This is a genomic window from Nibrella viscosa (assembly GCF_039541875.1).
Taxonomy (GTDB): Bacteria; Bacteroidota; Bacteroidia; order Cytophagales; family Spirosomataceae; genus Nibrella; species Nibrella viscosa.
The window spans coordinates 83,422-98,332 of record NZ_BAABHB010000003.1; the positions used below are offsets into that span (position 1 = coordinate 83,422).

10 protein-coding genes are annotated in these 14,911 nt (G+C 54.1%); 2 read left to right on the plus strand and 8 right to left on the minus strand.

The features are described from left to right. Nucleotides 1-13: 13 nt before the first annotated feature. From ABD931_RS08950 to ABD931_RS08980, 7 genes are all read right to left on the minus strand, one after another. Nucleotides 14-1,999 (minus strand): sialate O-acetylesterase, encoded by a 1,986-nt coding sequence (locus ABD931_RS08950; RefSeq protein WP_345266141.1) that lies wholly within the window; start codon nucleotides 1,997-1,999, stop codon nucleotides 14-16. 371 nt (nucleotides 2,000-2,370) lie between these two features. Beyond that, complete coding sequence (locus ABD931_RS08955) at nucleotides 2,371-3,462, minus strand: cell shape determination protein CcmA (RefSeq protein WP_345266143.1); 1,092 nt, start codon at nucleotides 3,460-3,462, stop codon at nucleotides 2,371-2,373. An 86-nt stretch (nucleotides 3,463-3,548) separates the two neighbouring features. Continuing rightward, nucleotides 3,549-5,117, minus strand: a complete 1,569-nt coding sequence (locus tag ABD931_RS08960) for a RagB/SusD family nutrient uptake outer membrane protein (RefSeq protein WP_345266145.1) — start codon at nucleotides 5,115-5,117, stop codon at nucleotides 3,549-3,551. Between the two features lie 26 nt (nucleotides 5,118-5,143). Beyond that, nucleotides 5,144-8,374 carry a SusC/RagA family TonB-linked outer membrane protein gene (locus ABD931_RS08965; protein WP_345266147.1) on the minus strand — a complete coding sequence of 1,077 codons (3,231 nt, stop codon included), beginning with the start codon at nucleotides 8,372-8,374 and terminating at the stop codon, nucleotides 5,144-5,146. A 266-nt stretch (nucleotides 8,375-8,640) separates the two neighbouring features. Next, nucleotides 8,641-10,410, minus strand: a complete 1,770-nt coding sequence (locus ABD931_RS08970; protein WP_345266148.1) for an ATP-binding protein — start codon at nucleotides 10,408-10,410, stop codon at nucleotides 8,641-8,643. Nucleotides 10,411-10,453: 43 nt separating this feature from the next. Next, on the minus strand, nucleotides 10,454-11,101 hold the full coding sequence (locus ABD931_RS08975; protein ID WP_345266150.1) for a response regulator transcription factor: 648 nt from the start codon (nucleotides 11,099-11,101) through the stop codon (nucleotides 10,454-10,456). Nucleotides 11,102-11,481: 380 nt separating this feature from the next. Continuing rightward, a complete protein-coding gene (locus tag ABD931_RS08980) occupies nucleotides 11,482-12,666 on the minus strand; it encodes an ATP-binding protein (protein WP_345266152.1) in 1,185 nt (394 codons plus the stop codon). A gap of 301 nt (nucleotides 12,667-12,967) precedes the next feature. Between ABD931_RS08980 and ABD931_RS08985 the strand changes: the two genes are divergently transcribed. After that, nucleotides 12,968-13,504, plus strand: a complete 537-nt coding sequence (locus ABD931_RS08985) for a hypothetical protein (protein WP_345266154.1) — start codon at nucleotides 12,968-12,970, stop codon at nucleotides 13,502-13,504. Between the two features lie 102 nt (nucleotides 13,505-13,606). Then, complete coding sequence (locus ABD931_RS08990; protein ID WP_345266156.1) at nucleotides 13,607-13,915, plus strand: hypothetical protein; 309 nt, start codon at nucleotides 13,607-13,609, stop codon at nucleotides 13,913-13,915. A gap of 95 nt (nucleotides 13,916-14,010) precedes the next feature. Here ABD931_RS08990 and ABD931_RS08995 read toward each other — a convergent pair whose 3' ends face one another. Then, the gene (locus ABD931_RS08995; RefSeq protein ID WP_345266158.1) at nucleotides 14,011-14,700 is read right to left on the minus strand and encodes a toxin-antitoxin system YwqK family antitoxin; all 690 of its coding nucleotides are present in this window, start codon (nucleotides 14,698-14,700) and stop codon (nucleotides 14,011-14,013) included. Nucleotides 14,701-14,911 lie beyond the last annotated feature (211 nt).

Sequence of the window (14,911 nt, forward strand, 5' to 3'; positions counted from 1 at the left end):
ATGACTACGTTACTTAGTCGAATCTGGCATTTCGGGTCACTTCCGGCCAGGTATCGGTGCGGAACGGATTGGCCGGAAAACCGGCTCCATTATACAGATTGGCCTCGTCCGGCGAATCGGTCCAGGCGTAGCGTACCGCCACGGGTTTGGCTACTTTCAGACTGGAGACCACCACTTTGTCGTCCTGAATTTCAGCTTTGGCGTAGTGGAACACCTTGTCGTCACCGGCAATTTCAAAGCCTTTCAGGTAGCCGTATTTGTCCTTTACCATCAGGCCACCGTCGGCATGTTTAAAGGAGATAATGGCTTTGTTGCCCTCGAAAGAGACACCGTCGTACAGGGGTGAGCTGTATGGAATAGCCTGGCCGTAGTCCTGCTTTAGCGCAATCACCGCCAGCCGGTGCCCGACGTCCTGCTTGTTGGTCGGGTGTATGTCTTTGGGGTTACCGACATCCGTAGTAACCGCCATTCCGGTTTTGGGTAGCTGTAAGGTCATGGTCTGCGCTTCGCGGAGTTCGGCCCAGCCGCTGCCCTGGTTGCTGCTCTGGTTCCCGCCGTAGCTGGAAAGCTGCACAAAGTAGAACGAGAAGTCTGAGGGGCGGCCATCCGCCGTTCCCCCGGCGCTTCCCCATTTAGTACGCCAATCCTGGATCAGCAGCGGAAAACTCTGGCGGTATTGATAGGCACGGCCGGCATTCGACTCGCCCTGATACCACAGCGTACCCCGAATGGCAAACGGCACCAGCGGGGCAATCATGGCGTTGTAAATGCTGGTGGCTACGTTGTTCATGAAGCGGGAGTATTCGTGCTTTTCGGCAAAGGCCGGCATCATGTGCCAGTTACCGGCCAGGCTAATCCGCTGGGTACCATCGGCCACATACAGGTCGTTGGGCGAGCCCATCAGGCCCAGGCCATACCAGGGGAGCTTTACGGCATTGCCATATTTCACTACCAATTGGTTCTGACCTGCTTTCCAGGTATTCGCCGGTATGGTAATCTTCCGGCTGCCGGTTTCGGTACCCTCGTACACTTTCCTGCCGTTGATGTAAATTTCGTTCCGGCTGTCGTTTTCCGCCAGCCCAAGCATAGTCTGCCGGCCAGCCATATCGGCCGGGATCTCAATCTGCCGGGCTATGTAGCCTTGTCCCCGGAAACCCTGCATTCCTTTCCAGTCCCACTGACCGAAGGGATCGGCTTGCCGCCAGGTAGAGAAGTCGTAGTTCGGGTCGAGGTATTTCTGTTCGTCGGCGGCCGTCAGGTAGAGGTTACTAACCCCTTTCAGCAGTTGCTTCCTGAGCTTATAATCGACGATGCTGTCGGCCTGCTGCCAGTTGGTGGAGAGTTGCCGGGCCACGGGACGAAGTTCGTCGTTGCTCATCATCCCTTCTTTGCTGATCCAGCCTTCTACCTGCGAGCCTCCCCAGGAGGAGTGCAGTAGCCCAACCGGCACATTCAGCTTTTGGGTTAGTTCGCGGGCGAAGAAAAAGCCGATGGCCGTAAAGTCGCCGACGGTTTCGGGCGAGCAGACTTTCCATTCGCCCTTCGTCAGGTCGGCCTGCGGAGTAAGCGCCAGTTCATGGGCTACGTTGAAGTGGCGGATCTGCGGGAAATTGGCGTTTTTCTTTTCCGCCTGGTAGTTATCCGCCTGTTTGACCGGCCACTCCATATTCGACTGACCGGAGCACAGCCATACTTCGCCAATCAGCACGTCGTTGATTTCGGTTTTGCCGGATTTGGCCGTGGCGGTCAACTGGTGAGGTCCACCGGCTTCGAGGGGTGAAAAACGCACCATCCATTTACCATCGGCACCCGCTTTACCGCTCTGGGTCTGACCCGCCAGGGTGACGGTAACCTTTTCGTTCGGTTTAGCCCAGCCCCAGACCGGAACCGGTTGCTGCCGCTGAAGCACTACATGATCGGAGAAAATGCGGGCTAGTTTAACCTGCGCGAAGGTGGCGGTGCTGAGGGTGAGGAGGACGAGAACGAGTAAGCGTTTCATACAGATAGGGAGTTGGGGGTAATGCGGTTCAGGATTTTAAGGATTAAAACAAACACAGGTTAACCCCTCACTGCTTTTTAGGCAACAGGCGATATAGTATTGGCTTGCCCTTACAGGGCTGAGAGCAAGGCCCGAATGGCAGATGCTATAAACCGCTGACCCCTCCGGGGTATAAAGAGTGGTCCATATACCCCGGAGGGGTCAGCGGTTTATAGTCATTTCACTTCGCTCAAATACACCCCTGCTCCGGAGGAGCAAGCCTACTTGTGCTCATTTTTACTTAAACTCAGTATATTTCTGACCAGCCTACATCAGCAGAGGCAAGATTTCGCTTGCCTCTGCTGATGTAAAAAGCATGTGCATCACGGAAATTACTTAACGAGCATGATGTCGTCGAAGTAGAACGTTTCGTCCTGCTTATCGGGGCCTTTGATCCGGAAGGCCATCTGCGTCAGCTTCTTGCCGGGAACCCAGAAATCAATGTCCGACAGCTTCAGCTTAAAGAACGTCCAGGTATTGGCTTTGACATCAATCCGGTTCTTCTCGTTGTAATCCCCATACCCGCCTTTGCCGGCATCGGTAGTCAGGTACAGCGAGTAATCGGCAGATGCGCCTTTGATCCAGCCGGTGATATAGGTATAATCGGCTGAATACGTAAGCGGAGCGCCCCAGTTGGTAAAGGCAAGCAGGTGCCAGTTGCCCTTCTGGAAGGTTTTGCCGACCGAAGCGGTACCGGTCTTAAACTCCTTCGTGGAGATAGCACCGGCATTACCCCAGGACCCGTCTCCGTAACCTGTACCATACACATCGGTAAAGATCTGGTGTGCTTTGGCCGCATTAATGAACTCCTGTCGGGTCCGCATGGTGCCGGTGCCGTTGGTTATGCTCAGCACACCCCGCTCCAGCGTCGTAGCCGGCATCTTCAGCACCAGTTGCCGCTTGTCTTTGGAGACAATGGTTACGGCATCGGAAATCTTCTTTACCGTATCCGTTACTGCAACCTTCGTTACATCGTCCAGGTTATTACCGGTCAGCGTTACCAGGGTGCCTTCCCGGAAAATAAAGTCAGATGCGTCGGCAATGGTCGGGTAGGCCAGTACGCGAAAGGGTACCGACACCGACTTACCGGCGCTGTTGGTAAACGTTACCTTCTGAACACCGCCGACCGCTTCGGTCGGTACCCGGAAGATCAGCGCGTTGTCGGTATTCAGCGTAGGCTGGAAACCGGCCGGTACGTTCTGCTTCTCGAAAACAATGGTCCGGATGTCGCCCAGACCACTGCCCTGTAGGGTGACAACCGCGTTGCCGGCGGCCGAGTCGGGGAAAATCTTGCTTACTTCCAGATTGCCGGGGCTGATCTGCGGCCGGCCGTCGGTATCTTCCACGCAGGAACTTAACTGAGCGCCCATCGCCACGGTCAGAAGCGATAAGGCTGCCAGTTTGGTGAGTGTATGTAGTTTCATGAGTCTATAAGGACATTAGATTCCCGACGTTAGACAGTGGACTTTTTTGTCCGAAGTCCACTGTCTAACGTCCGGTGGTCTTTAGATTATTTGTAATACGGAACGGGTTCTTTGCCTAACTCTGGGTCCTGGATGATTTCGCCGGCCGGGATGGGCAGGTACATCTTGTCTTCGGTGAAGTTGGTGATGTACTCCGGATTCTGGGCCGTACCCCGGTTCTGCTTCTCGATAATGGCTTTGGCTTTAGCAAAACCCTGGCGCTGCACATCGTACCAATAGTCGCCCTCGAAGGCAAACTCAACCCGGCGCTCGTGCAGAATGTCGTCTTTGGTGATGGAGGTCTTCGGCGTCAGGCCCGCCCGAATGCGTACTTTGTTGAACGCTTCGAGCGCACTCGCATCCGACGTAGAGGCATTGTCTGCCAGCACGGCTTCGGCATAGATCAGCAGAATATCGGCGTAGCGCAGCAGCACCACGTTGTTGCCTGAGTTCTGCCCCAGCACCGGCTCACCACCGAAGCTCTTGCCCGGACCGGCAAAATACTTGGCGATGTTGGCGCGGGTCGGACTCAGTTGCCCACCGTCGGCGGCTGGTTGCAGGGTATCGTATTTATATCCGTTGGCCATGAAAGTGTTGTACTTCGGCGCGTTAACCCGCTGCGGTTTCCAGTTCGGGTTGGTCCAGCCCTGCTCCATAACGGACCACTTCCGGCGCAGGTCGCCAAACTCGTATTCTTTCAGGATCGAAATCGACGGCACGTACATCTCCCAGGCATCGGCTTCGGCCGTTCGCAGGTTGCCCGGTCCACGGTCCGGGTTTTTGATGTTACCCGTTCCCCAGGGGTCCTGCGAAAACTGGTGCTGGATCGAGAAGAGCGACTCCACGTTGTTGTTCAGGCTCGCCTTGGTGAACATGCCGTTGTAATCGCTCACCAGGCTGTATTTGCCCGACTGGATCACTTCCAGCGCTTTGGCTTTGGCGTTGGCGTAATCCTTCTGATACAGGTACAGCTTCGCCATCATCCCCTTGGCGGAGTACTTAGTTACCCGACCTGGTACATCCGACTCCGGCAGACCGGCCTCGGCTTTTTTCAGGTCTTCAAGGGCAAACCGCAGCACATCTTTCTGGATGTAACGCGGAATGTTGAAGTTACCCGACAGCGCTGTCTCGCCCGGATCGGTGATGATCGGAGCCGCTCCCCAGGTGCGGGCGATGTAGAAATACACCGTACCCCGGATGAAGCGAGCTTCGGCAATGGCCGGGTCCAGGTAGGCGGCACCACCACCGGCGGCTTTCTTTTCTTCAAATGTTTTGATCATCACATTGGCGTAGCCGATGATCTTGTAAAACGCACCCCAGGCGGCACCGATGCGGTCGGAGGCCGACGATACCGTAAATTTCAGATATTCGACGTCGGTATAGGTAAACATGTTACCACCCATTACGTCGCCGATGGCATCCTGGGCGCGGCTCTCATAGTTCCGCCAGGGCAGGCCACTGTACAGCGTACTGGTGGCGCCCCGTACTTCTTCGGCATTGTTGTAATAGTTACCCGTTGTGGTGCCCGAGAGCGACGGCCGCTCAATAAAGCTCTCTTTGCAGGAGGCCAGCATGACCGCCGAAAGAGCCAGGGCGTATATGGTTTTTTTGCTCATGATCAATTTCTGATTCACTCGTTGGATTAGAATTGCAGGTTCGCGCCTACGGTAAACGTACGTGGGTTCGGGTAGTGGCCCATGTCCACGTTCATCAGTTTGATGCTGTTGTTAAAGGCACCGATTTCCGGATCGTAGCCTGAGTACTTCGTAAAGGTCTTCAGGTTCTGAATGGAACCGTACACCCGCAGGCTGCCGATACGGGCTTTGCTCAGGATGGCGGTCGGTACGCGGTAGCCCAGCGTGATATTCTGGATACGGGCGTACGAGGCATCTTCTATGTAGCGGTCAGACATGGCCGTGTTGTTCCGGTTGGTGGCCGTAAAGCGCGGCAGGCTGCCCTCGATGTTGGTTTCGGTGTAGCGGTCCATCACACTCCGCAGTTGGTTCGACCAGGCGTTGCTTAGTCCTTCCAGCTGCCAGCGCAGGAAGTTGAACGCCCTGGCACCCTGACTACCCTGGAAGAACAGGCTGAAATCGAAGTTCCGGTAGTTGAGGTTGTTGGTCAGACCCCAGCTAAACTGCGGCAGCGGGCTGCCGATGAAGGTCATATCCTGCGCGTCGATCTTACCGTCGCCGTTGATGTCTTTGAAGCGGATGTCACCCAGCCAGGTTTCATTCTGGTTCACTTTGTAACCGAACTGCGGCAGTGCTTTTGCCAGGTCTTCCTGCGTACGGTACAGGCCATCCGTAACCAGTCCCCAGAACGAACCGACCGGGTTGCCGGGAGTGGTGTGCGTAATCAGGTAGTTGTTGTAGTACACTTTACCATCCAGCGCCGAGGCTGCACTGGCCGCCCGGTCGTAGGTGTTCTTAAAGTGCGTAAACACGACGTTGGTTTTCCAGGTCAGGTCACCATTTTTGATATTGACGGTGTTGATGCCCAGGTCAATACCAGTGTTGGTCATCTGGCCGGCGTTGCCCAGCGGGGCTTTTAAATCATCCCACTGATCACCGACCCCAATCAGGTTCGGGCCGGTCAGGAAGATGATCATGTCCGACGTTACCTTCTTGTACACGTCGATGGTGGCGTCGATACGGCCGTTCAGGAAGCCCAGGTCAACACCGGCGTTGGTGGTTTTTACAGACTCCCACTTCAGGTTCGGGTTTGGAATTCCGTTGATCATGTTCGATGAACCGAAACCAACCGGGCCGGAGAAGAACTGTACCGCACCCACATAGGCCGGGTTTGGCGCTCCGCCCGGGAAGTTCTGGTTGCCCACGGCACCGTAACCGGCCCGTACCTTCAGGTAGCTGACTACGTTCTGGAAAGCGCCTTTTGCAAATTCTTCGTTGGTAACCGTCCAGCCCACCGACACACCGGGGAAATAACCCCAGCGGTTGTTGGGACCGAAGTTGGATGAACCGTCGGCCCGGTAGCTGGCCGATACCGAGTAACGATCGGCGTAGGTATAGTTGGCCCGTGCGAAGTACGACTCCATTGCCCATTGGCCTTTACCGCCGTTCAGGCCCCAGGTTTTCTGGTCGGAGTTACCGGTGTTCAGGTCAAAAATGTTGGCCTGCAGGTCTACTTTCGTACCCGAGATGGCCTGCCAGTATGAGTTCTGCGCCTGGTGGCCCAGCGTTGCCTGGAAGCTGTGCTTGTTGACATATTTGTTGTAGGTCAGGTAGTTTGTCAGCGACCAGTAGTAGCTGTCAGACCGGGAGTCGATCAGTTTGCTCCGGAACGAGGTGCCTCCCACATTACCGGCCTTCTGAAAAGCCGTATTGTTGTTCTGACCCAGCGAGTACGACAGTTCGTTGCGCAGCGACAGACCCTTCAGGAACTCCAGTTCCAGGTAGGCGCTACCAAATACGTTGTTGGTCGTTTTGTTGTTGCCCCGGTACTGGCTGTTACCAACCAGGTTGGCGTTGCTGTACTGCACACCACCCACGGTTTCGCCACCACCCCAGGAGCCATCGAGGTTCTTTACCGGCACCAGCGGACTGGTTACCGCACCCCACCAGATGGTACTCTCGGCGGCATCGGCCAGCGTTACGTTCTGGATACTGCGCGATACGTTGGCGCTCAGCCCTACTTTAGCCCAGCTCTTCAACTGGTTATCCAGGCTGAAGCGGGTCGAATACCGCTTGAAGTCGGAACCCAGCAGAATACCCTTGTTGTCGAAGTAGTTCAGCGACAGGTAGTAGGTCGTTTTGTCTTTACCGCCCTGGAAGCTCAACTGGTGGTTCTGGATCTTTCCGCGCTGGAACATCGCGTCCTGCCAGTCGGTACCCCGGCCCAGCAGCGACGGGTCTCTGAACTCAGCCGCCGGCACCTGGCCAATCAGCGGCATTACCTGGTTCTGGTACTGCGCAAATTCCCGCAGATCCATCAGGTCCAGCTTCTTCGCTACTTCCGAAACGCCGTAATAGGTTTCGTAGTTGATCTTGCCTTCGCCGGCTTTTCCTTTTTTGGTGGTGATCAGAATCACCCCGTTGGCCGCCTGCGAGCCGTAGATCGCCTGCGCCGAGGCATCTTTCAAGACGTCGATCGACTCGATGTCGTTCGGGTTCAGCATGGCCATCACACTGTTGCCGGTCTGACCATCGCTACCGCCCAGTCCGGCAAAACCGGTATTGCTGGAGGTGTTACCGCCCACGAACGGCACACCGTCGATCACGAACAGCGGATCGTTGCTGTTGATGGAGGTCACCCCGCGTACTTTTACCGATACGCCACCACCCGGCTGACCACCGTTGCTGGTGACCGTTACCCCGGCCGCCTTCCCCTGCAGCATCTGGTCGATACCGGCTACGGGCAGGTCCTTTAGTTCGGTCCCTTTCAGGGTCGTGATAGACGACGTAACATCAGAGCGCTTGGCGGTACCGTAACCGATCACCACCACTTCGTCCAGCGACTGATCGCCGGTCTGGAGCGTAATCACGAATTCGGTGCGGGAGCCGATCTCGACCTCCTGCGTTTTCATCCCGATGAAGGAGACGACCAGCGTTTTGGCACCGGCGGGTACGTTCAGGGTAAAGCGTCCGTCTACGTCGGTGGTGGTACCAATCTGTGTGCCTTTTACGGCTACGGCGGCACCCGGCAGGCCTTCGCCTTTTTCGTCGCGAACCACGCCCTTCACCACCTGCTTTACGTCGGCGGGTCGGCGGGTACCACTAATCTGAGCCGTTTTCAGGGCGGTCAGAGCCGTTCTGGTGTGCCCCGGATTTGTTCTGGTAAGCATTCGGTCCTTCGCCGAGACGCTGATCCAGCAGCTCATGATCAGGAAGCCCGAAATTACATGTTTTATCATCTTTGAGTAGGGTGAAAAAATTAGGTTTTAATCAGGTATACAGGACGTGTTTGGTGGTAATAAGCAGGTGAAAACGCTCTCCGAAGACACAAACCGATAGCGACTCACCGGAAGGCTATATCCGGGAGTGATTGGCTTAACAGCGGGTCAGCAGGAGAAAAGAGTTCTGTGAGCGAACGCGTACTCCGGAAATAAATCAGGTTATTTCAGGAGGACAGTACCGGCACATGGGTAAACATTTATTGGGTTTGTGGTTCATAAACGGTTTAAACTAAAGCAGGTTGAGGGTTCAGGATTAGCTTTCGCATCGGTATTGAAATCATCACCGACGTGCCTTTGCCGGGTTCGCTATGCCACTCGACATGACCACCGAGGTAGTCTATACGCGAGTTGATATTGGCGATGCCGTTGCCTTTGGAGGGCAGGGTGTCGAAGTCGCCACCCCGGCCATCATCATCCACGCTGATGAGTACGGCTTCTTCGTTGGTCATGATCTGTACCGTAATGGCTTCGGCCTGCGCGTGTTTGAGTGCATTATTCAGCAGTTCCTGTACCACGCGGTAAATCATCACCGAGGCTTCGTCGCTCAGGGCAGGCACTTCGCCGTAATGTTCAAGGGTCAGCTTGGTCTGATTGACCAGGTTCAGCTTCTGCACGAGATCTTCAAGCGCCGGAATCAGCCCGAACATCGACAGGGCGTAGGGTCGCAGGTCGTTGGAAATCAACCGGGTTTCTTTGCAGGCTTCGTCCAGGAACTGGTTCAGGGGGTCTTTCACCGACCGGGGTAACAACTCCTGATGGGCTTCAACGAACAGTTTGATGCGCGACAACTGGATACCCAGGCCGTCGTGCAGGTCACGGGCAATGCGGCTGCGCTCGCTTTCCTGGCCCTCGATCATGGCCTGGAGGGATTTGGTCTCCAGCTCCCGGATCTGCTGCTGGGCAATCACGGCCTGCTGGTGGGCAATAAGTTTCTGCTGCCGGCGGAGAAAAAACAGCGCGATTACGCCCAGGATGCTGATAACAAGACCGGCTACGAGCATTGAATTAAGTACATGCTGATGCCGACTCTGCTCTTCGGCCAGTTGCTTCTCAACCGCCAGCGTTTTAATCTGGGTATCCAGCTCCTGTAAGCGGATGCTTTTGGTCTGCTCCGACGAGTACAGTTCATTGGTGAGGTCCAGCGTCCTGAGCAAAGCAGCGTAGGCGTTTTTATAGTCGCCCATGTGCGAGTAGCTATCGGCCGTGTGCCGCGACAGTTCTTTCAGCAAACCCGTATTGCCTTCGGCTTTGGCGAGCTGGTAACTTTGCTGATAATTCCGGATGGCTTCAGTCGGCCGGTCCTTAAACTGCTCAACCAGTCCCAGGTAGAAGTAGTTGAGGGCAATCAGCCAGGAAACATTCACCTGGCGGGACAATACCAGACTTTTCTGCGCGAAATACCGGGCAGAATCCGGTTGTTTGTTCCGGTTATAGGTATTGGCCAGCAGGTTCTGCGCATACGCCTGAAAATAGGGCTGCGTATGCTGTGTACTTAAGCGTTCTATTTCCCGAAGCTGGGTAATCAGGGTGTGAGCCACCGGCTCTTTTCGCTGCTCCAGATTGGCCAGACCGAGCCGGGTTTCGAGAACCTTGGGCATGTTGTTGACCCGGTTGAAGTACTGCAGCGCCCGTTGCAGATACTGGCGGGCGTAGGGTTGCATAAAGGCATCCTGCGAATAGTAGTCGCCGATGATGATGTGCAGGTTATAATACCCCAGCGAATCGCCCAGCATATGGTAATAGTTCAGCCCGCTGGAGTAAGCATCCAGCGTGTGCTTGTTATACCCATACTGTTTCTGGTACAGTTCCCCCAACTGCTCGTAGGCTTTTGCGGCTGCTCCGTGCTTTTTGTCCTGCACCAGTTGGCTGATCTGCTTCTTCAGAAGCGCAACAGACGAAGAATCCGGCGTAGCCTGTACCGCCAGGCACCCGCTGCTCAACCAAATGAACAGCGTTACCAGACAAACGTTTCGGGACAGAGATACAACGGGCATAGGGTTAAGCAACAACGGCTATAAACGTCTATATAGGTTTGGTTTAGTCAATACACTGCATTTGCATGGCAGTCTTGATCAGCAGGGCCGTATTAGGAACCCCAAATTTCATAAGCAGGCTACTGCGGTGAAACTCAACGGCCTTGACGCTGACAAACAACTGAGCCGCCATCTGCTGGGTGGTCAGACCCTGGGCAATCAGGGCCAGCACTTCCGATTCGCGGGGGGTCAGGTTCGGTCTCAGGCCAACGCCCGATGCCGGCTTCTTTGGCTTTGGCTCGTCGTTCAGCAGGATGTTGGTAATCGTTTCGTTGAAATACTGCCTCTCCTGGTACACGGCCTGAATGGCCTGCAACAACTCTACCTTCGTGGTGTTCTTCAACAGGTATCCTTTCGCCCCTTTCTTCACCACCCGTTTAATCAGACTGGCGTCGTCGTGCATGGTGAGGGCAATCACCTTCGTCTGCGGATAGGTGCGGGTAATATGCTCACAAAGCGTAAGGCCATCATCAATCTGCGGGAACGAAATATCCAGCAACACCACATCGATGGGCGTACGATTCAACTGGGTCATTACTGATTGAGCATCATAACAACGCTCTGCCACTTCCACTGCCGACGAGCCCGAAATAAGGGACTCAATGCCTTCCACAAACACATTATGGTCGTCGGCGATCAACACTCGTATCATGTACTCAGGTATAGTTGCCAGGGTTATTGGTGATAAAGAACGCGGTTAAATAAGGTATCTAGCAATGGTTTTTGTCGTGGATGGTGTTGGACTGGTGCCGACTTTTATAAAACTCTGTCTGTAAATTGAATATTGTTTAGCAAAAATAGGACTGATGTGCCCCCTTCGGAATAGTGAAAACCCCACCCGGTTGAAATTTAGGGTTTTCCCTAACTACCATCGGCTTCGTGTTGTTAACCTGTCTACCCTGCGTCCGGCCGTATCATTAGTATACAAAATAGCTATACTAGAAGACGAAATAGTTCCATGGCTGATTAAGTTCCGTAGCCGCCAAAAAAGCAGGAGCAATTAACCTGCCCTATATAGAAGGAAGACAATTGCTAAAACAAGATTGCCGGATCGGCCCGCAGGAAGTCGGGCCAGGGTATACCGGTTTGGCCTATCAGGACCACTTTATGGGGTTTAAACTTCGTTTGGAAAGCAACCATACCCGCTGCTTGCCGGAAGCGGCCACTTTTTACCTCCAGACCCACTACCTGTTTGCCGCTCTTTAACACAAAGTCGACCTCATTCGGCCCTTCGCGCCAGTAAAACAGGGTAAGCTTACCCAGGCGGACCGACCGGTTCAGGTGTACACCGACTGCGGTCTCTACCCAACGGCCCCACTCCACCGGGTTGGCCCGTACCTGCTCAAACGAGTAGGGCGAAAACACCGAAAACAGGGCGCTGTTCTGCACCTGCCACTTGGGTATAGACCCTCGTTGGCGGGCTTTGTCCATCGCGTACTTGTCCAGACTGCTCAACAGCCCCGCCGAATCCAGCAGTTGCGTATAATGCGATAAGGTAGTGGTGTTGCCTGCATCCTGTAGTTGCCCCAGCAGTTTGGTATACGACAGGATCTGCCCGGAATAGCTACCGCCTAACTCAAACAACTGCCGTAGCAGCGCCGGTTTATCTACCCTGGTCATCATCAGAATGTCCCTGGAGACGGTGGTTTCAACCAGGCTGTTGAGCACATAATCCCGCCACCGATCCGGCTGGCCGATTAGCGGGGCCGCCCCCGGATAGCCTCCGTAGTAAACAAACTGATCGGTAGAAAAGTCGAACGCCTGCTCCATCTCATCCAGGGTCCAGTGGGTGAGAGAGATAGTTTCAAAGCGGCCGGCCAGTGACTCACTCAGACCGCGCTGAATGAGCAGGCGGGCAGAACCGAGCAGGATGATCTTGAGTGGCGTTTGGCTGAAGGAGTCCTGATCCCACTGGGCTTTGACTTGTTCGGCCCAGTTATCAATCTTCTGGATCTCGTCGATAATCAGGAGGGCCTCGGTAGCTGCGGAGGTTTTGAGCAGAAAGCGGGCCGTCTCCCATTGCTGAGCAATCCAGGCTACGTTGGCCGCCCCAACGGCATCGGCCGAGACATACTGGCATGGGAAATCCAGCTTCCGGATAAGCTGACGTACCAGGGTGGTCTTTCCTACTTGTCGGGGACCCATCAAAACCTGTATGAATCGGCGCGGCTCCCGTAATCGCTCGTTAAGCAGGTCTATTTCGTTGCGCTCAAACATAATTTACTCAATATGCTGAGTAAAGTTAGGAGATATACTGAGTAAACCAAATTTGGCCTCAAACCTGGCTAATTTGTTGAGGACAAACGCTCATATGACGTTTTGGGTACTTTATTGGACCTCCTTGACCGATTACTCAATCAGCTTCCTTTTACGCAACGTCCTTACAACTATGATGATACTGGCTGGATCTTTATAGTAGTTTTAATCTGATAAACTATCCATCACCAGGTAAGTCAACGGTGCCATCCGACAGCTCAGCGCTGATTTTACGTACAACGCGAACCGCCAATTAACGACCGTGACTCTTGATAAGGGCTACTACAACAAATACTATTACGAAGGCGGTCAACTCAAGCGTTCGGAAGAGTACGATAGCCGCAACCGGCTGGCGCTTAGCCATACGTACGCGTACAATGCGCAACAGCAATTAAGTGAGCTGATTACCCAGGTTCTTGACCCTTTGGAAGAAGGAAGTACTGAAATCAAGCGAAGCTATACCTACGATAACTGGGGCAATGTGACGGAAGAAAAAATGTCGGTAAAGCAGCCTGGTAAAGAGGTTTATACGCTGGCATCCATCACCCGGTACGAGGGGTATGATCAACAGAAAAGTGCTGAAAATCTGACGGAGTTTTATCCGTACCTGCCGCAGATAAAAATGAACGTAAATAATCCTGGCAAACGGATCGCTCTCGATCCCGATGGCAACACGATTCGTTCGACTCAGACGTATACCTATCAGTACAACGAACAGGGATACCCAAGCCGGAAAACAGTTCAAACCCAATCGGGTGCAACTGTTACGTCAATCACGGCCACGTATCAATACGAGTAAACGGAAAAAAATAGATGTCGCTCGTAAAGCAGCACCTATCTCGCTACATCGTACCTGAAGGTTGAATACTGGCGTATATTGCGCCAGTATTCAACCTTCACTATGAGAAAATCAACGGTATATTGGGGACTACTTTTCGTTTCGCTGCTGTCTGTTAGCGGTTTATATGGGCAAACGGTTTCTCCGTCCAGGTTCTGGTTAAGCGGGGGGATAGGCAAAACGCATCTGCCCAGCGCCATGCTGGCGGCCGGTTATGAGTTCAGCCAGATACCTACAGTGCTTACCGCCCGGTATTCTGTTAGTGGTGAACTTGTGCCAATGGTTGAGCCCGCTATTAAAGTCAGTGAGGTAGGGCTATTATACGGGTTGCGGGTCGGCAAGTTCCGCCTGTCTGCCGGGTTGAGCCTCTGAAGTAAACGTGTTTACCTACTGTCCTGCAGAAACTGGGTAGCCTACTATTGCTTCACCGCATGGCTGCGGTAAACGCCGGGTAAAGCGTTACGGTGTCAAAATGCGTATACCTCGTAATTGACCTGGTGAACAATCCCGTCTCGCAAAGCAACACTTATCAATACATACGCTTCTATTGGAATGTCATCCAGCGCAGCCGGTCGCCAGGGAGGCATATTGGCCATAGCTTCTGCTACCTGCTGATTTATAATCTGTTCCGGTAGTGGCCGCAGTTTAACAGCCGGCAGGGTTCGTGGCCCAGACAGGGTTCCGTCTTTATGTACGGTAGCTTCTACAGTTATAAACGCCGGCGCATCAACCAGATTTATTTTCCGACGGTCCAGGCGGTCCCGCAGGAACTCCACAAATGGCTTTTGTCCACCCGGAAAGTCAACGGTTGTCAGCAGCGGCTGACAAGGGCGGGCTTGCCCGTCCGGTGAGAAGCACTGGCTGGTTCGTAATTCGCCGTTGCGGTACTGTTCCCGGCGTTTCGGTGATCCATCTTCGTGGTAAGCCGCTAGCGGCCCATTGATCCGGTTTCTCTTGAAATCACAGGCTAGCTGAAGCTGACCGGTTTTGTACCAGTACCGCGTCTGGCCGTGTCTGATGCGAAGCGGGTAGTCCTGGAAATGCTCTTCTGACATACGCCGGCCGGTTCTGTCAAAACAGCGAACGGTCGCCAATCGACCGTGTCGGTCGTGAACGGTAATCTCCTCAATGTGATCGCCCAGATCTGTCCGATACACACGGTGTTTCGGGTAACGCTTTGCTGGCGGATCATCCGCAGGGGTTAAACTGCAGAGCAGGAGGGCCAGTGGAAGAATGAGGAGCCTGTTCATGAAAGACAAATCGTAGCCATGGGTGGATAAGAGCCGGATTTGTTTTCAATATACTGAAAGAATCAATGGAAGGAGTGATGTCTCTACTCCGCTCGTCCACAATACAATCGCGGGCGAG